17 protein-coding genes are annotated in these 16,279 nt (G+C 72.8%); 10 read left to right on the top strand and 7 right to left on the bottom strand.

From position 1 onward, the window contains the following. Window positions 1-7: 7 nt before the first annotated feature. Complete coding sequence (locus BKA00_RS28710; protein WP_185030142.1) at window positions 8-1,174, bottom strand: DUF4185 domain-containing protein; 1,167 nt, start codon at window positions 1,172-1,174, stop codon at window positions 8-10. 431 nt (window positions 1,175-1,605) lie between these two features. Here BKA00_RS28710 and BKA00_RS28705 point away from each other — a divergent pair, with 431 nt between their 5' ends. Together BKA00_RS28705 and BKA00_RS28700 are read left to right on the top strand one after the other, a co-directional pair. Next, entirely contained in the window at window positions 1,606-1,980 is a 375-nt protein-coding gene (locus tag BKA00_RS28705; RefSeq protein ID WP_185030140.1) for a YciI family protein, read from the top strand. A gap of 109 nt (window positions 1,981-2,089) precedes the next feature. After that, window positions 2,090-3,340 carry an RNA polymerase sigma factor gene (locus BKA00_RS28700; RefSeq protein WP_185030138.1) on the top strand — a complete coding sequence of 417 codons (1,251 nt, stop codon included), beginning with the start codon at window positions 2,090-2,092 and terminating at the stop codon, window positions 3,338-3,340. 75 nt (window positions 3,341-3,415) lie between these two features. Here the strand turns inward: BKA00_RS28700 and BKA00_RS28695 are convergent, their stop codons facing one another. Further along, window positions 3,416-4,471: a hypothetical protein gene (locus BKA00_RS28695; protein WP_221493323.1), complete on the bottom strand. Its 1,056-nt coding sequence runs from the start codon at window positions 4,469-4,471 to the stop codon at window positions 3,416-3,418. A gap of 82 nt (window positions 4,472-4,553) precedes the next feature. Here BKA00_RS28695 and BKA00_RS28690 point away from each other — a divergent pair, with 82 nt between their 5' ends. Then, on the top strand, window positions 4,554-5,144 hold the full coding sequence (locus tag BKA00_RS28690; RefSeq protein ID WP_185030136.1) for a TetR/AcrR family transcriptional regulator: 591 nt from the start codon (window positions 4,554-4,556) through the stop codon (window positions 5,142-5,144). A gap of 31 nt (window positions 5,145-5,175) precedes the next feature. On the opposite strand, the gene BKA00_RS28685 is transcribed toward BKA00_RS28690, so the two are convergent. Further along, window positions 5,176-6,150, bottom strand: coding sequence for an ATP-dependent DNA ligase (locus BKA00_RS28685; protein WP_185030134.1), 975 nt, complete (start codon window positions 6,148-6,150; stop codon window positions 5,176-5,178). Between the two features lie 225 nt (window positions 6,151-6,375). Between BKA00_RS28685 and BKA00_RS28680 the strand changes: the two genes are divergently transcribed. The 7 genes from BKA00_RS28680 (at window position 6,376) to BKA00_RS28650 (ending at window position 12,946) form a co-directional block, all read left to right on the top strand. Then, on the top strand, window positions 6,376-8,469 hold the full coding sequence (locus tag BKA00_RS28680) for a peptidoglycan recognition protein family protein (RefSeq protein WP_185030132.1): 2,094 nt from the start codon (window positions 6,376-6,378) through the stop codon (window positions 8,467-8,469). A 61-nt stretch (window positions 8,470-8,530) separates the two neighbouring features. Next, the gene (locus BKA00_RS28675) at window positions 8,531-8,890 is read left to right on the top strand and encodes an MmcQ/YjbR family DNA-binding protein (protein ID WP_185030130.1); all 360 of its coding nucleotides are present in this window, start codon (window positions 8,531-8,533) and stop codon (window positions 8,888-8,890) included. Between the two features lie 223 nt (window positions 8,891-9,113). Further along, window positions 9,114-10,355, top strand: a complete 1,242-nt coding sequence (locus BKA00_RS28670; RefSeq protein ID WP_185030128.1) for an amidohydrolase — start codon at window positions 9,114-9,116, stop codon at window positions 10,353-10,355. 168 nt (window positions 10,356-10,523) lie between these two features. After that, the gene (locus tag BKA00_RS28665) at window positions 10,524-10,907 is read left to right on the top strand and encodes an SgcJ/EcaC family oxidoreductase (RefSeq protein ID WP_185030126.1); all 384 of its coding nucleotides are present in this window, start codon (window positions 10,524-10,526) and stop codon (window positions 10,905-10,907) included. Between the two features lie 13 nt (window positions 10,908-10,920). After that, complete coding sequence (locus BKA00_RS28660) at window positions 10,921-11,856, top strand: sigma-70 family RNA polymerase sigma factor (RefSeq protein WP_185030115.1); 936 nt, start codon at window positions 10,921-10,923, stop codon at window positions 11,854-11,856. Between the two features lie 58 nt (window positions 11,857-11,914). Further along, window positions 11,915-12,346 carry a DUF6069 family protein gene (locus BKA00_RS28655; RefSeq protein WP_185030114.1) on the top strand — a complete coding sequence of 144 codons (432 nt, stop codon included), beginning with the start codon at window positions 11,915-11,917 and terminating at the stop codon, window positions 12,344-12,346. Window positions 12,347-12,481: 135 nt separating this feature from the next. Further along, window positions 12,482-12,946: a hypothetical protein gene (locus BKA00_RS28650; RefSeq protein WP_185030112.1), complete on the top strand. Its 465-nt coding sequence runs from the start codon at window positions 12,482-12,484 to the stop codon at window positions 12,944-12,946. Window positions 12,947-13,107: 161 nt separating this feature from the next. Here the strand turns inward: BKA00_RS28650 and BKA00_RS28645 are convergent, their stop codons facing one another. The 4 genes from BKA00_RS28645 to BKA00_RS28630 are packed head-to-tail and all read right to left on the bottom strand — an operon-like array spanning window position 13,108 to window position 16,256. After that, window positions 13,108-14,265, bottom strand: coding sequence for a hypothetical protein (locus BKA00_RS28645; RefSeq protein WP_185030110.1), 1,158 nt, complete (start codon window positions 14,263-14,265; stop codon window positions 13,108-13,110). Then, window positions 14,265-14,648, bottom strand: a complete 384-nt coding sequence (locus BKA00_RS28640) for a RidA family protein (protein WP_185030108.1) — start codon at window positions 14,646-14,648, stop codon at window positions 14,265-14,267. Before BKA00_RS28640 ends, BKA00_RS28645 begins: the two co-directional genes overlap by 1 nt. 10 nt (window positions 14,649-14,658) lie before the next feature. Continuing rightward, the gene (locus BKA00_RS28635) at window positions 14,659-15,609 is read right to left on the bottom strand and encodes a sugar kinase (protein ID WP_185030106.1); all 951 of its coding nucleotides are present in this window, start codon (window positions 15,607-15,609) and stop codon (window positions 14,659-14,661) included. Next, on the bottom strand, window positions 15,606-16,256 hold the full coding sequence (locus tag BKA00_RS28630) for a bifunctional 4-hydroxy-2-oxoglutarate aldolase/2-dehydro-3-deoxy-phosphogluconate aldolase (protein ID WP_185030104.1): 651 nt from the start codon (window positions 16,254-16,256) through the stop codon (window positions 15,606-15,608). Before BKA00_RS28630 ends, BKA00_RS28635 begins: the two co-directional genes overlap by 4 nt. Window positions 16,257-16,279: the final 23 nt, after the last annotated feature.

Raw genomic sequence — 16,279 nt, 5'->3', positions numbered from 1 at the left:
GTCCCGCTCAGGAGAGCATGTTGATCTTGAACTGCATGATCCGGTAGTTCCTCGGGTCGTACCACTGGCTGACGATGATGTGGAAGTTGCCGAACGTCGACCCGGGGACGACGAAGCCGCCGTAGGGGCTGGCGACGAGGTTGGCCGCCTCCGCTCCGGGGGCGGACGGCAGGATCATCGTCTGCTCCAGCGTCCGCGTCAGGTCCGAGGTCGGGAGCGGGAAGACCATCGCCCGGATCGACAGCGGGTTCATGTTCAACCAGGTGAGGACGTACTTGCCGTCCATGGCGCGGAAGCAGATCTCGCCCCACTTGCGGACGCCGAAGACCGTGGTCGGAGGCGCCCCCCAGCGCCAGCCGCCGTCCGCGTAGCCCCAGGGCTCGTAGGCGCCCGGGTCGCCGAGCCTCTCCTTGCGCACCCGGTGGAGCAGCATCCCCGAGTCCCGGTCGCGGTTGAAGACCGACGACAGGACGTAGCACCACCCGTCGTCGGCGACCGCGTAGGTCTTCTGCTGGAACTGGCCGCCGTGCAGATCGCCCGGCCACTGGCACAGGTACTCCCACGTCTCGCCGTTGTCGGTCGAGCGCCAGAAGTCCGTGTGGTGGGTGTCGTAGATGACTCCGCGCATGAGGTGCATGTACATGACGCCGTCCACGACGAAGGCGTCGGACGGGATCGCCGTCGTGGCCTTGTCGCCGACGGGGTTGTGCGGCTCGTGGACCAGGGCCCTGGCGTGGCCTCCGCCGACGCTCCCGTCGATGCGCAGGTTGTTCACGTCGCCGTTGCCGGAGCGCAGGCCCACCGGGGCGCGCCAGTCGTCGGCGGGCTCGCCCGGGTTCGGCACGTGGTCGCCGTTGAAGGTGTCGCCGCAGACGAACAGCATGGTGCCGTCCGGGCACCGCACGGGGATCCCGAGGTCGGTCCAGGGCGAGGCGAACGGGCCGGTCTCGACCGGGCCGCTCAGGTTCTTCACCTTGGTCGCGAGCGTCGGGCTGGACGGGTCGCCCGGCCCGCCGGCCGTCATCACCCTGGCCTGCCGCCCGTCCTGGCTGAACCCGACCCATCCCGCGCCGACGGCCCCCGCGCCGAGGGCGGCGCCGGCGCCCATCCGGAGGAGCTTGCGGCGGGAGAGACCGCCGGCGGCCGTGCCCTTGTCGTCCGATGGACGTGTCATCTGGCGATGCCTTTCAGGTCGACTCTCGTGCATGGAGATGCCCTTGGCGCCGCGGCCCTTGGCGAGGATCGGCAGATCCCGGTCGTCCGGCGACAAGCTCAGAAGAACATCAGTGTCTGTTTTACCGTAGGACGAGAAGAGTCGCCAGAGAATCACGATCAGTAATCCGGTCCCTCCGGCGGTCGAGCGGTCCGGCGAAAGACCGCCGCGGGACCGCAGCCCGGTGACCAGGCGAAACGCGTCGGCCCGCCGTCCGCCGGAAAAGTTTTCGAGAAAATCCGGCCGGGCTGTCGAAACCGCGTCTCCCCGTTCGAAGTGTCGGCAGAGGGCCGAGAGGGGCAGCAGGAGCCGGGCCCCCGGCGCGCCGTGCCCGGCCGCGCCTGAACCCCCGACCACCCGTCCGTCCGACACCGTCATCGAAGGAGAGCACCATGCGATACATGATCATCCTCAGGGCCACCGACCTGCCCGGCACGCCGCCGCCCGCCGATCTGATGGAGGCCATCGCCAAGCTCGGCGAGGAGGCGACCCGGTCCGGAGCCCTCCTGGACACCGCCGGGCTGGCGCCCAGTTCGGAGGGGGCACGGATCACCCTCGCCGGGGGCGCGCTGAACGTCATGGACGGCCCGTTCGCCGAGGCCAAGGAGCTGATCAGCTACTCCCTGTTCGAAGTCCGGTCCAAGGAGGAGGCCATGGAGTGGACGTCCCGCTTTCTGAAGGTCCACCGCGACCACTGGAAGGGCTGGGAAGGCGAGGCGGACGTGCTGCGCGTGATGGGCCCGGAGGACTTCGCCGCCCCTGAGTGACCGCGTCCACCGGCTCACCGAGCCGTGCGCCCCCGGCCGGGTTCCGGCCGGGGGCGCACGCGTCGGCGGACGGGTGCGGCGGCGGTCGCCGGGGTGGTTGGATCGGGCCATGACGGGTGGCGACTCGCACCGGACGGTCGAGGCGGTCTGGCGGATCGAGTCCGCGCAGGTGGTCGCGGGTCTGGCCAGGCTGGTCAACGATGTCGGCCTGGCCGAGGAACTGGCTCAGGACGCCCTGGTCAGCGCGCTGGAGCAGTGGCCGCGAACCGGCGTGCCCGACAACCCGGGCGCATGGCTCATGCTCACGGCCAGGCACAAGGCGATCGACCTGATCCGCCGCAACGCCCGGTACGCCGACAAGCTCGCGGAGATCGGCCGCGACCTGGAGGTCCGCCGGGAGTCGGCCGAGGCGGAACTGGACGACGCCCTCGACGACCACATCGGCGACGACCTGCTGCGCCTGCTGTTCACCGCCTGCCATCCCGTGCTGCGGCCCGAGGGGCGGGTGGCGCTGACCCTGCGACTGCTGGGCGGCCTGACGACGCAGGAGATCGCACGGGCCTTCCTCGTCCCGGAGCCGACCGTGGGACAGCGGATCTTCCGGGCCAAGCGCGCCCTCGCCGACGGGCGGGTGCCGATCGAGCTGCCCCCGCCGGACGAACTGCCCGCCCGGCTCGCGTCCGTCCTGGAGGTCGTCTACCTGGTCTTCAACGAGGGCTACTCGGCGACCGCCGGCGACGACTGGACGCGTCCGGCGCTGTGCGAGGAGGCGCTGCGCCTGGGCCGCCTCCTGGCCGGCCTCATGCCCGGCGAGGCCGAGGTGCACGGGCTGGTCGCCCTGATGGAGATCCAGGCGTCCCGGATCCGCGCCAGGACGGGCCCGGACGGCGAGCCCGTCCTGCTCCTCGACCAGGACCGGAGCCGCTGGGACCGCCTGCTCGTCAACCGGGGGCTCGCCGCCCTCGCGCGTGCCGAGGCCCTCGGCACGCTCGGCCCGTACGGGCTGCAGGCCGCGATCGCCGCCTGCCACGCCCGCGCGGCCGCCGCCGAGGACACCGACTGGGAGCGGATGGCCGCCCTGTACCGGGTGCTCGCCCACCTCGCCCCGTCCCCGGTGGTGGAGCTGAACCGCGCGGTCGCGGTGGGCATGGCGTACGGCCCGGCCCGGGGCCTGGAGATCGCGGACGCCCTGCTGGAGGAGCGCTCCCTCGGGAACTATCCGCAGCTGCCCGCCGTGCGCGGCGACCTGCTGGAGAAGCTGGGCCGCCTCGACGAGGCCCGCGAGGAGTTCCGGCGCGCCGCCGGGCTCACCCGCAACGAGCGCGAGCAGGCCCTGTACCTCGCCCGCGCCCAGCGGTGACCGCACCGGGGCCGGTACTCCGATCGCCGGTCACCGGGCGCCCGACCGACCGGAGACCGGAGCTCCCCGTCCGGATCATCGGTGGATGCCGAAAGTGTGCGCGACGTGGGGGGTGTCGACCAGGGTGTGGGGCGCCAGGGCGTGGTAGGCCCAGACGTGCACCCACGCGTTGCCGGTGCGCACGGTCAGCCACGCCTTCACCATGCCGGGGCCGAAGTAGGTGAGCAGCAGGAAGGCGATCGAGACGGCCGCCTCCCGGGGGGAGCCGTACTCCGTCCAGGAGTCGCTCACGTGCAGCGCCGCGTAGGCCAGTCCGCCGAAGATCACGGTGGTCGCGACCGAGCCGGTCAGCCTGGCGAACCGGGGGATGAGGATCGCGTAGACGAAGACCATCGTCGGCAGGACCGTCCCCGCCATGTAGAGGACGAAGGTGAGCGGCGCGCCCAGCAGCAGCTGCCGGGCGCCGAGGCCGAAGATCTCCGGCCGCAGCGCGGCGGTCTGCACGGCCGCCTCGACCAGCAGCACGACGACGATGAGGCGCAGGTCGCCGCGCCGGTCGGCGGAGACGAGGTTGAGCGCCCGGGCGCTGTAGCGGCGCCGGAAGTACACCAGCGGCGCGACCGCGAACACCACCAGGTTGTAACCGGCCCAGGCGATCGCCTCGGCCCGCGTGACGTGGTCGTTCGTCTCGTTCATCGAGCCGGCCAGGTGCAGGCCGAACGGGTGCCAGCCGAACGCCCGTCCCACCGCGAACCCGAGGGCGAGCCCGCCCGCGCCGTAGGCGATGAGCAGCAGAGTCTCGCGGAGCGCGGTGGCGCGCTCGGGGGCGCGGTCCGCCAGGTCGGGCCTGGACCGGCGCCGGGTGAGGAGGAAGACCAGGCCCATGACGAGGAAGACCTCGGCGAGCCGGACGTTGAGGTCGACCAGGTGGGCGGACGTGGTGCGCTCCCCGGCGTCGTGCAGGTCGAGCGGGAGCCTGCGGCCGGCCAGGACCAGCACCAGCGCGTTCACCGCCGCCCATCCCAGGGCGGCCGACCATGCGGCGCGGCTGCGGAGCAGGGACCGGATCGTGCCGCCGCCCGACGACGGGCCTGTGCCGGGCAGGGGTCGCGAGGGGGATCTCAGGCGCATCGGGCGGTCTCCGTTCGACGTTTACTAGTACAACTGTGCTACTTCCCGGCGGATAGTAGCACGACTGTGCTACTAATGGGGGATGCCTCGAGTGGTGGACGGTGAGCAGCGGCGCCTGGACGTGGCTGCGGCGGTGTTGCGGGTGGTCCTGCGCGACGGTCTGGACCGGGCCTCGGTTCGCAACGTGGCGAGCGAGGCCGGGCTGTCGATGGGTTCGCTGCGGCACTACTTCGCCACGCAGTCCGAGCTGCTGGCGTTCACCCTGCGCGCGATCATCGAGCGGATCCAGCGGCGCATGGCGGCGCTGCCCCCCGAACCCGATCAGCGCCGCCGGGCCGAACTGGTGCTCGCCGAACTGCTGCCGATGGACGAGGAGCGGGCCGTCGAGAACCGGGTATGGCTGGCCTTCACCGCCCGCGCGATGGTCGATCCGGAGCTGCGGGCCCTGCAGAGCGAGGGATACGGCCTCCTGCGCGAGGGCTGCCGCTCCCTCGTGCGCTCGCTGGACGTTCCCGAACCCGCCGTGGAGTACGAGACCGACCGGCTGCACGCCCTCGTCGACGGCCTGGCCGTCCACGCCGCGACCCATCCCCACCAGACCACCCCGGCGCGGATGCGCGAGATCATCGCCTCCCACCTCGCCGGGCTCGGCCGTCCCGCCGGGGCCGCCTGACCGGCCGACGGCCCCGCGGGGCGTTTCGGGGTCAGGCCAGGTCCAGGTTCTGGGGGACGTCGCCGGGGGTCAGGTCGCGCCTCAGGCGGACGAAGCGGGCCGCGTGGCGCCAGCGGCCGTGTTCCACGGCGGCGTCCACGCTGATCTCCGCGACGGTGTCCGGGGCGACGCGGGTGTAGTGGACCGGGCCCCTGGTCGCGGGGAGGCCGCCGGCCCAGCCCGCGGGCAGGGGCTCCGGCCAGGGGTGGTCGGCGCCCGCCCGGGAGAGGGCGCCGGCCAGTTCCGCGCGCGCCCGGGGGGTGAGGGGCGCGGTCCGGGCGACCACACGCAGCACCCCGGCGGTCGTGTACCTGCCCAGAAGCAGGGACTCCGGCCGTTCGAGCGTGCCGGTCACGCCGCCGATGAGCGCCTCGGTCGTCGTCCGGTGCTTGATCTTCCACCAGCCGCGCCTCCCCTCCTTGTAGGGGTCGCCCGCGGCCTTCACGACCAGGCCCTCGATGCCCTGGGCGACGAGGATCTCGAACCACAGGCGGGCTTCCCCCACGTCGCGCAGCTGCGGGCAGAGGACGACGCGGGAGCTGCCGGGGAGGTCGCGCAGCAGCCGCTCCAGCTCGGTACGGCGGGCGGAGAGGGGGGCGGAGCGGTGGTCCTTTCCGCCGGTCTCCAGGACGTCGAAGACCACGTAGTGGCACGGCTCGGTGATCGGGGCGCCGGTGCGGCGGGTGACGTGGCGGCGCTGGAGGGCCGAGAAGTCCAGGCGGCCGTCGCTTCCCCAGCGGACGATCTCGCCGTCCACCACCGTGCCGGGCGGGAGGGTTCCGGAGACCGCGGAGACGATCTCGGGGAAGGCCGCGTCCAGCCGCTTGAGACGGCGTGACCAGAGCTGGACATCGCCTTCCTCGTCCACGCGGGCGACGCAGCGGAACCCGTCGAACTTGGGTTCGTAGCGGCAGCCGCCTGAACAGGCTCCCTCCCGCGGGATATGGTCGATCGCGGTCGCGGCCATAGGGGCGACGGGTCCCTGGATGCGCACCCCCACCCCCGATCGCGGTTCCCGTCCGAGGTACCCGCCGGGGGCGCGGCGAGTGCCGTTCCGGACGAGTTTGGGCAGGTCATTGCCTCACGCTGGCCCCCGCCGGTGGCGGGGGTCGCACAAGGCCGAACGAGCTGTAACGTTCTGCGTGATCTCCGCGCTGAATGATCACCGGGGTCGGAACGTGAACGGGGAAGCATGCTCAAGCGCACAGTGATCGGGACGTCGCTCGCCGCCGTGGCGGTGGCGGGAACGGTGGTCTGGACGGTCTCGTCCACGTCGACGGCGACGACCGCGTCCGCGACCCGGCCGGGCCCTGGCCGTGTCCACGCACGCCCGCTGGCGGACCTCGCCACCGCGGCCGCCGCGGGCCAGAAGGCCAAGGGGCTGCCCGCCGCGGAGACCGAGCCCTTCAGCCTGGTCGGCGTCACCTGGAACAAGCCCCGCGAGGAGCTCAGGGGAACCGTCCGGCTCCGCACGCGGGACGCGAAGACCGGCCGCTGGTCGGGGTGGCGCGCCCTGGAGCCCGAACTGGCCGATGCCCCCGACCGGGGCGGACGCGGCGGGACGAACGGGCTGTGGGTCGGCCCGTCCAACGGCGTCGACGTGCGCGTGACCGGGCAGAAGGGCCGCACGCTGCCGGAGGGCCTGCGCGTCGACCTGGTCGACCCGGGCGCCTCCGCGGCCGCGCCGACGCCCCGTGCGGCGGGGCGGGGCGGCGGTACCGGGATGCAGCTGGTGGCGGCGACCACGCCCCTCGCCGGGCCCGTCACCGCTCCGAAGCCGGCCATCGTGGCGCGGGCCGGATGGGGCGCGGACGAATCCCTCGTCAAGGAGCCGCCGGACTACGACGCTTCGGTCAAGGCCGCGTTCGTCCATCACACCGACACGGGCAACGGGTACTCCTGCACCGAGTCGCCGTCGGTGATCCGGTCGGTGTTCCTGTACCACGTGCAGAGCCAGGGCTGGAACGACATCGGCTACAACTTCCTCGTCGACAAGTGCGGCACGGCCTTCGAGGGGCGGGCCGGGGGCGCCGACCGCCCCGTCCACGGCGCCCACACCTACGGGTTCAACACCGACACCACCGGGATCGCCGTCCTCGGCACCTACACGGCCGCGAACGACCCGGACGTCCCCGGCGTCGCGCCCACCAAGGCCGCCCTGGACGGCGTCGCGAAGATCGCCGCGTGGAAGCTCGGGCTGACCGGGGTCGACCCGACGGCGAAGACGACGCTGACGTCGGCCGCCCCCGACGGGACGGGCGGGAAGTACCCCTACGGGCAGAAGGTCGAGTTCAACACGATCTCCGGTCACCGCGACGGGTTCGCGACCGCGTGCCCGGGCGCGCAGCTCTACTCCGCGCTCCCCGCCGTCCGGACGGCCGCCAAGCAGATCACCACTCCCGCCCTGAGCGCCACCGTGACCGGCGCCACCGCCGCGGGGGGCCGCTACTACACCAAGAGCACGGCCACGCTGAACTGGACGCCGGCCGAGGGCGCGACCTACACCGTCAGCGTGGACGGCACGACCGCCGCGACGCCGGCCGCGGGCGCCGCCTCGGCCACGGTGACCCTCGCGCCCGGGACGCACTCGGTCCAGCTGAACGCGGTCCTCGCCGACGGGACGACCTCGGCCTCCCCCGTCTTCACGATCGTCGCCGACACGACGCGGCCCGTCATCTCGTCCGAGGCGCTCTCCCTGCGCAAGGCGACGGTCAACAGCGGCGCGTGGCCCGTCTGGCTCACCTGGAAGGCCAGTGACAACGGCCTTCTCAGCTCGCTGAAGGCCACGTCGCCCGCGGCCAAGACGTTCGCCGCCACCACCACGCAGTGGGCCGCGGTCTCCAAGCCGGGCACGACCCAGACCTGGACGCTGGCCGCCACGGACGCCGCGGGCAACGCCGGAACCTCCAGCCTGAGCCGCTACACCGGCGGCCAGACCGAGGGCGCCGCGCGCCGCACCGGCACCTGGGGCGTCAGCACGACCAGCTCCTACCTGGGCGGTCGCGGCATGTACAGCAAGTACCGGGGCGCGAGCGCGAGCTGGACGTTCACCGGGCGCACCGCGGGCCTGATCTTCAAGCGCGCCTCCTACCTCGGCGCCGTGTACGTCTACGTGGACGGCACCAAGATCGGCACGCTGGACACCCGGGCGTCGACCACGGCCTACCGCCAGCTGATGTGGACGCGCACCTGGAGCACCAGCGGCACGCACACCATCAAGATCGTCGTGGCGGGCACCTCGGGCCGTCCCATGGTCGGCATCGACGGCCTCGTCTACCTCCGCTGACCCCGGCAGGGCGGTCCCGGCCCCGGCGGGCCGGAACCGGGGCCGCCCTAGAGTGTGAGGGGTGACAGACCGGTCGTGGCGTGATCGAGTGATCGCGGAGTGCCTGGCCAAGCCGGGCGCGGTGGAGGACTACCCGTTCGGCGACGAGGTGGCCGTCTTCAAGGTCGCCGGGCGGATGTTCGCGCTGGTGCCGCTGGGCGCGTCGCCGCCCAGCGTCAGCCTCAAGTGCGACCCGGACCTGGCCGAGGAGCTCCGCGCCCGGCACGCCGCGGTCACGCCCGGCTACCACCTCAACAAGCGGCACTGGAACACCGTCGTCCTCGACGGCTCGGTGCCCGGCGAGGAGGTGGGGGAGCTGGTCGACCACTCCTACGACCTCGTGGTCGCGAAGCTCACCCGCGCCCAGCGCTCCGGCCTCTGAGCCATTCCCCGATCAGGGGATCGAATCGGTCTTTACCTGCCGGAGCCTTTGAATGCACAGAGTCCGGTTTTAGGCGACCTTACCATTTTTCCCCATTTATCCGGTTCTTGTGGTTACCGTTTGCAAGGGCCGGACTTATGTTGCGAATTCGCGTAATCCGTGTACGGTATTCCCCGTGGCGATCATCAGACGCCACGCGACAAACCACAGAAGGAAAACCATCATGTCCAAGATCTGGACCCCGGGCGCCAATGCGTCCGGCTTCGACCCCCGCAGCATCAGGCGCGGGCTCGACGAGTACCTCCGCCGGTGCGAGGCGGAGCTGATCGAAATCCGCCGCGACCTCCACGCGCACCCGGAGATCGCGTTCGAGGAATTCCGCACGACCCAGATCATCGTCGACTTCCTGACGGCGATCGGCCTCCGGCCGCGGGTCCTGCCCAACGGCACCGGCGTCATCTGCGACGTCCGCGGAGGCGACGGGCCGATGATCGCGCTGCGCGCGGACATCGACGCACTGCCCCAGCACGACACCAAGCTCGTCCCCTACCGCTCGACGGTGGAGGGCGCGGCGCACAACTGCGGCCACGACGTCCACACCACCATGCTGCTGGGCACGGCGCACTTCCTGGCGATGCTGGCCGAGACCGGTTGGCTCCGCGGCACGGTCAGGCTCATCTTCCAGCCCGCCGAGGAGCTCCCCGGCGGCGCGCGGAGCGTGATCGCCGCCGGCGGTCTGGACGGGGTGCGGCGCATCTTCGCGCTGCACTGCGACCCGGCGCAGGAGGTCGGCTTCCTCGGTCTGCGGACCGGGGCGATCACGGCGTCCTACGACAAGATCCGGGTGGACGTCACCGGGGCCGGCGGGCACACCGCACGGCCGCACCTGACGGGCGATCTGATCACGGCCATGGGGGCCATCCAGGTCGGCCTGCCGGCGGTGCTGGCACGCGAGATCGACTCGCGTTCCGCCCACGTGCTGGCCTGGGGCCGCGTCCAAGCGGGCTCGGCGGCGAACGCGATCCCCACCCAGGGTCTCCTGGAGGGGACGCTCCGCTGCCTGGACCCGCAGGACCGGCGCTTCGCCCTGGCCGAGCTGGAAAGGCTGCTCGGTCATCTGGCGGGGCTCTACAAGGTCGGGGCCGAGCTGGAGAGCTCGATCGACCTGCCGCCCACGATCAACGAGGCGACGAGCGTGGAGATCCTCCGGTACGCCGGGGGTCTGGCGCTCGGCGACGACAAGATCGCCCCCACCGGTCAGAGCATCGGCGGGGAGGACTTCTCCCTCTACGTCGAACAGGTCGACGGCGCCCTCGGGCGCTTCGGCGTGCGCAAGCCCGGCACGCCGAAGTACGACCTGCACCAGGGCGGTTACGACGTCGACGAGGACTGCATCACGCTCGGCGTCGACCTGGAAGTGCACATGGCGCTGGCGGCCCTGGACCACGCGTGGTCTGAGGTCTGACGCACCGAACGGCCGTGATCGACCATGCGTCGGTCACGGCCATGGGGGCCCGGTTCACGCCGGGCCCCTTCACGTTTCCTTCGCAAATTTCTCGTGGCGGACCGATGAATCGGTGAGACCCCCGCGGTACACACCTCGACCGATCCGGTTCGAGAAGGGAATCACGCGATGCACAGCGACGAGACGGCAGTCCGCGAAGTGTTCGAGCGGCTGTACAAGGCTTGGGGCGACGGCGACGCCGACGCGTTCGCCGACTTCTACGTCGAGGACGCGACCGTGGTGATGCCCGGTGTGTTCAACCGGGGCCGCGAGGCGGTTCGCGGCTACATGGCCGCCGCGTTCGACGGGCCGCTCAAGGGGTCACGGGCCGTGGACGAGCCGCAGGACGTCCGCGTGTACGGCGACACCGCGATCGTCGTCAGCAGGGCGGGCATCATCATGGCCGGGGAGCAGGAGTTCCCGCCCGAACGCGAGCGGCTCGCCACCTGGGTGCTGTCGCGCCGGGACGGGCGCTGGCTCGTCGCCGCCTACGCCAACGCGCCCGCCCGCTGACAGGAGGACCACCGTGGACGAGGATCTCGGCGCCTACCGTCGCGAACTGCTGGTGCACTGCTACCGGATGGTCGGCTCGGTGCACGAGGCGGAGGACCTCGTCCAGGAGACGATGCTGCGCGCGTGGCGGTCCCGGGACCGCTACGAGCCGCGCCTGGCGTCCGTCCGCACCTGGCTCTACAAGATCGCGACGAACGTGTGCCTGACGGCGCTGCGGGGGCGGGCCCGGCGCCCGCTCCCGTCCGGGCTCGGGGGGCCGAGCGAGGACCCGGACGCGCCGCTGACCCCGGCGTTCGAGGTGCCGTGGCTGCAGCCGTTCCCGGACGCGCTGCTCGACGACCCCGCATCGCGCGTCGTGCGGCGCGGCAGCCTGCGCCTGGCGCTGGTGGCGGCGATGCAGGCGCTGCCGCCGAGGCAGCGGGCCGTGCTGATCCTGCGGGACGTCCTGGAGTTCGGCGCGGCCGAGGCCGCGGAGCTGCTGGGCACGTCGCCGGCCGCGGTGAACAGCGCCCTGCAGCGCGCCCGGGCGGGGGTGTCGGGCGTCGCGGCGGAGGAGGAGATCACCGAGCCGGACGACGCGGAGGTCGCCGCCGTCCTCGACCGCTACGTGAGGTCGTTCGAGGCCGCCGACGTCGACGGGCTGGTGGCGCTGCTGACCGACGACGCCGTCATGGAGATGCCGCCCGTGCCGCTCTGGTATCGGGGGCGCCGCGACTACGGGCGGTTCATGGCGCGGGTCTTCGCGATGGCCGGCACCGACTGGCGGATGGCGCGGACGTCCGCCAACGGGCAGCCGGCCCTTGTCGCCTACCGGCGGTCCGAGGGCGCGTACCGGCTGCACACCCTGCAGGTCTTCACCGTGACGCCGCGGGGGGTGGCGCGCAACGTCGTCTTCCAGGACGCGCGGGTGTTCGCCGCTTTCGATCTGCCGGAGACCTTCGGCGGGTGATGTCGATTCCGGGGCCGCGGCTTCGACCTCCTTTCAGAAGACCTGGAAGGAGCACATCATGGACCTCGCCCAGACGCTCACCAGCAGCGCCCGCCCGATCTGGCTGACCGGGGCCGCCGCGGCGCTGGCCGGATCCGTCGCCACGGAGCTGTTCGGGCTGGCCGCCCGCGCGGCCGGCGTCCCGATGGAGGCCGGCGGAGTCGGCGCCGACGCCACCGAACCGATCATGGTCGGGATGTTCGCGATGGGGACGGTCATCTGCACGTTCTGGGGGACGGTCCTCGCCATGCTCCTCGCGCGGTTCGCCAGGAGGCCGTCCCGGACGTTCGTGCGGGCCGCCGTTGCGCTGACGGTCCTGTCGTTCACGACGCCCGTCGCCGCGGGCGCCACGGCGACCTCGACGAAGGTGATGCTGTGCGCCGCACACGTCCTGGCCGCGGCGGTCATCATCCCGATGTTCGCCCGCCGCCTCCCGACCGCGCACGACTGAGGTGGCGTGACCGGGAAGTGACCGGGCTGACAGCGCAGAGGGGGAGCGTGGACATGTCCAGGCGGAATGCCGCCTCACATGGGAAGACCCACGCGTCCGGGCATAGGGGCGCTGGCCGTAGCGAAGGGAACTGAGATGCGTCTGACGGGGAAGAGCCGGCGAGCGGCGATCATGATCTCCGCACTCGTGATCGCGGCGGGCGGTCTCACCGAGGGAACGGCTTCGAGCGCACGAGCCGCGTCGTCAGCCTCGGTCGGGGCCCCGGCGAAATCTGCGGCCACAGCAAGGGAGGCCTGCCATGGAGAGGGGTCGGTCCCCCTCGGGGCGGGCTGGATCCACATCAGGGCCAACACAGCCGTCGCGGGACATCCCGGGTACAGGCAGCACTACAAGGGATTCGTCGCGAACGCAGGCAAGGCCACCTCCATCGCCGTTCAGGTCAAGGGATGGGAGGGCAGCGAGCTGAAGTGGTACGGGCTGGGTGCGACGGACAACAAATTCGAGGGGCATGTGCCTTGGGGCTACAGCCTGGCCACACCCGAGATCAGAGTGCTGAACACCGGCTTCAAGGTCGACCCATTCGTTCGGTACAACTGCTGAGGAAGCGTCTGCAAGCACCCCCGCCAATCTGCCCCCTCCCGTCGCTGCCTCCGGAGCGTGAGCGTCTTCGGCAACGCGCTCCGGAGGGACGTCGACGGGCCCCGGGTGCGGCCGGCCGCACGCGCACGGGCCCCGCCGCAGGCGAGCCCGCGGTGGCGCAGTCAGCCCCGCGACGCGGCGTCGGGGATGCGGTCGAGGACGGGCAGCGGGGTCAGGCCGTAGGCGTAGTAGTCGGTCGTGTCGGCGCCGGAGGCGCGGGCGGCGGCGGCCTTGGCGGCCAGGTGGTCGGCCGAGGCCGTGTCGGGACGGCCGGGGCGCAGGACGGCGCGGAGCGTGGTGTCCGGGCCCAGCACGGCCCGGTAGGCGGCCACGTCCTCGGCCACGCGGGCGGTGTCGTGGGCGTAGCAGAGGATGGCGTAGGACGGGACGGCCGAGCCGAGCGCGGCGGGGTCGACGCCGATCCGCCAGGCGGACGCGGCGGCCGGGGCGCCGGTGGGACGTCCGTCCGCGTAGCCGAGGACGGCGCCGGTGAGGTCGAGGAACGCCAGCTGCGAGCCCTCGGCGGCGACGGCCGCGGCGACCTCGGCGGCCAGGGACGTGACGATCGGCGAGCGGGCGCGGGCGTACTCGGTGAGGACCTCAGGGATGTCGGAGGCGGGCGGGCCACCGTCCAGGACGTCCCCGGCCAAGCGGGCCGCGGCGTCGCGGGCCTTCTCGGCGTCCGGGAGAAAGGCCAGGCAATGCCGGCAGAAGCACAGGCCCAAGGCGAACTCGGCGGCAGAGCCGAGTTCGACGAAAGAGCGTTCGTGGTGGTAGCCGTGGCCGAACGTCCCGAAGTGGAGGGATTCCGCGACGACGGAGTCCACGCCTTGGCGGGCGATGGCGCGGCCCAACGCGATGGCATATGCGCGGACGTCCGGGTGGGACGGGCATAGGTCGGCGGGCGCGGCACGGTCACCGAAACAGCTCTCTTGTGTGACGTCCGGGAAGGCCAGGCCGAGCGTGGTGTTGTGCAGGAAAACGCCCCAGCCGTGCAGCGCGACACCAAGGGCGCGGGTCTCGGCCCTGAGCGCCCGTATGGGCTCTTGGTCGGCGCCCCTCTGCACCGGGGGCACCAGCCGAAGCCCGTCGAAGACGTCGCCCAAGGGGAAATGGACGCCGTCGTGGCGGAACGTCACGCGCGTTGCGCCGTGCGGTGTCACGTCACGGGCGCGGTGGTACGCGGCGCCGATCGTGATGGAGGAGGCGCCGTGGGAGAGGATCCGCGCGGCGTCGGCGCCGCGCAGATCCTCCACCATGGTGAAGAGGGACGAGTCCATCAGCTCTTCTTGTAGGCGACGAAGTCGATCTCGACGAGGATGTTCATCAGCTGCGAGCCCACGGTGGTGCGCACCGGGTAGGGCTTGCTGAAGTGCTCCCGGTAGACCTCGTCGTAGGCGGCGAAGTCGCGGTGGAGGTCCTGGAGGTGGACGGTCGACTTCACCACGTCGTCCAGGCCGAGGCCGTGCTCGGCCAGGATCGCGGCCAGGTTGGCGAGGGTCTGCCGGGTCTGCGTGGCGACGTCCGTGCCGACGATCTCGCCGGTCTTCGGGTCGAGCGGCCCCATCCCGGACGTGTACACGAAGTCGCCGACCACGAGCCCCTGCGAGTAGGTGCCGACGGGCGGGGCCGAGTCCGCGCTGCGAATCTCGCGCTTGCTCATATCTGTCTCCTTATCGGGTGACGTCGTTCTCCGCGGTCTTCAAGAGTTCCAGGTCGGCGCGGCCGGGCAGGCCCTCCCAGTCGCCGCGGACGGTGACGGCGTAGGCGCCCGCGGCCGTGGCGGTGGCCAGGCGGTCGGCGACGGGCAGGCCGCGCACGAACTCGGCGAGGTAGCCGGCGGCGAACGCGTCCCCGGCGCCGACCGGGTCCACGACGGGGACCCGGTGGGCGGGCTGGACGTGCAGCCGCCCCTCGCAGAGCGCGACCGCCCCGGCGGCGCCCCGCTTGACGAGGACGTCGCGGGGGCCGAGCGCGGCCAGGGCGGCGGCGAGCGCGGCCGGGTCGTCGCCGGGCACGACGAGGCGGGCCTCCTGCTCGGTCGCGAACACCAGGTCGGCGCGCTTGACCAGGGTGTGCAGGCATTCCCCGGCCTCGGCGGGCGTCCACAGCGCCGACCGGTAGTTGAGGTCGAGGGAGACGGGGACGCCGGCGTCCCGCGCGGTCTCGACGGCGTCGTCCAGGGCCTGGCGGGCGGTGTCGCTGATGGCGGCGGTGATGCCGGTGACGTGCAGGACGCGCGCGGCCCGGATCAGGTCGTGCGGGACGTCGGACGGGCGCAGCCGGGAGCCGGCGCTGCCCGTCCGGTAGTACTGGACGCGGGTGAGCGTGCCCGAGCGGCGCTCCTTGAACAGCAGCGCGGTGGGGGCGGTCCCGTCCACCACCGTGTGGTCGAGCCGGACGCCCTCCCCGGCGAGCGCCGTGGTGATCAGCCGGCCGAACTCGTCGTCGCCGACGCGGCCGAACCATGCCGCGCTGCCGCCGAGCCGCGCCAGCCCGATCGCCGTGTTCGACTCGGCGCCGCCGATGCCGAGGTCGAGGGAGCGGGCGTGCCGCATCGGCCCGACGGCGGGGTTCTCCAGCCGCGCCATGGTCTCGCCGAACGTGACGAGGTCGGGGCTCATCGGGCCGCCACCCCCGGGGCCGCCGCGGCGAGCAGCGCCCGCGCCCGGTCGGCCAGGGCGGTGAGGGAGCCGCCGTCGAGGGCGTCGCCGATGAGGGAGCCCCCGGCGCCGACCGCGACCGCCCCGGCCGCGATGTAGCCGGCGGCGGTGTCCGGGCCGATGCCGCCCGTCGGCAGCAGCCGCACGTCGCGGAACGGCTCGGCGAGGTCGCGCAGGTAGCGCGGCCCGAACGCGTTCGCGGGGAAGATCTTGACGGCGGTGGCGCCGAGGTCCCAGGCGCGGGCGACCTCGTTCGGGGTGAGGGCGCCCGGGTAGTAGCGCAGGCCCCGGTCGCGGGCCGCGCCGGCGACCTCTTCGCGGGTGTCGGGGGCGACGAGGAAGGAGGCGCCGGCGTCCGCCGCGGCCTCCGCCTCCGCGCGGGTGCGGACCGTTCCGGCGCCGATCTCGACGTCCGCGGGCAGCCGGTCGCGGGCCGCGCGCAGGCCGTCCAGCGCGCCCGGGGTGTTGAGGGTGACCTCCAGGCAGCGGACGCCGGCGGCGACCAGCGCGTCCAGGACGTCGGCGACGCGGTCGGCGCGGCGGCCGCGCACGACCGCGACCACGCCGGTCGCGGTCAGCGCGGGTCCCGGCGCCAGACGGGGGATCATGGGGTTCCCTTCTCGGAGGTACC

This window comes from Actinomadura coerulea (genome assembly GCF_014208105.1).
GTDB classification, from domain to species: Bacteria; Actinomycetota; Actinomycetes; order Streptosporangiales; family Streptosporangiaceae; genus Spirillospora; species Spirillospora coerulea.
This window is presented reverse-complemented; position numbering and strand designations above follow the sequence as displayed.

Coding starts and splice junctions, on each gene's coding strand:
- BKA00_RS28665 (WP_185030126.1), top strand. CDS start 10,524: ATGCACAGCGACGAGACGGCAGTCCGCGAAGTGTTCGAGCGGCTGTAC.
- BKA00_RS28685 (WP_185030134.1), bottom strand. CDS start 6,150: ATGGCCGCGACCGCGATCGACCATATCCCGCGGGAGGGAGCCTGTTCA.
- BKA00_RS28640 (WP_185030108.1), bottom strand. CDS start 14,648: ATGAGCAAGCGCGAGATTCGCAGCGCGGACTCGGCCCCGCCCGTCGGC.
- BKA00_RS28670 (WP_185030128.1), top strand. CDS start 9,114: ATGTCCAAGATCTGGACCCCGGGCGCCAATGCGTCCGGCTTCGACCCC.
- BKA00_RS28645 (WP_185030110.1), bottom strand. CDS start 14,265: ATGGACTCGTCCCTCTTCACCATGGTGGAGGATCTGCGCGGCGCCGAC.
- BKA00_RS28680 (WP_185030132.1), top strand. CDS start 6,376: ATGCTCAAGCGCACAGTGATCGGGACGTCGCTCGCCGCCGTGGCGGTG.
- BKA00_RS28655 (WP_185030114.1), top strand. CDS start 11,915: ATGGACCTCGCCCAGACGCTCACCAGCAGCGCCCGCCCGATCTGGCTG.
- BKA00_RS28695 (WP_221493323.1), bottom strand. CDS start 4,471: ATGCGCCTGAGATCCCCCTCGCGACCCCTGCCCGGCACAGGCCCGTCG.
- BKA00_RS28630 (WP_185030104.1), bottom strand. CDS start 16,256: ATGATCCCCCGTCTGGCGCCGGGACCCGCGCTGACCGCGACCGGCGTG.
- BKA00_RS28705 (WP_185030140.1), top strand. CDS start 1,606: ATGCGATACATGATCATCCTCAGGGCCACCGACCTGCCCGGCACGCCG.
- BKA00_RS28710 (WP_185030142.1), bottom strand. CDS start 1,174: ATGACACGTCCATCGGACGACAAGGGCACGGCCGCCGGCGGTCTCTCC.
- BKA00_RS28650 (WP_185030112.1), top strand. CDS start 12,482: ATGCGTCTGACGGGGAAGAGCCGGCGAGCGGCGATCATGATCTCCGCA.
- BKA00_RS28635 (WP_185030106.1), bottom strand. CDS start 15,609: ATGAGCCCCGACCTCGTCACGTTCGGCGAGACCATGGCGCGGCTGGAG.
- BKA00_RS28700 (WP_185030138.1), top strand. CDS start 2,090: ATGACGGGTGGCGACTCGCACCGGACGGTCGAGGCGGTCTGGCGGATC.
- BKA00_RS28690 (WP_185030136.1), top strand. CDS start 4,554: ATGCCTCGAGTGGTGGACGGTGAGCAGCGGCGCCTGGACGTGGCTGCG.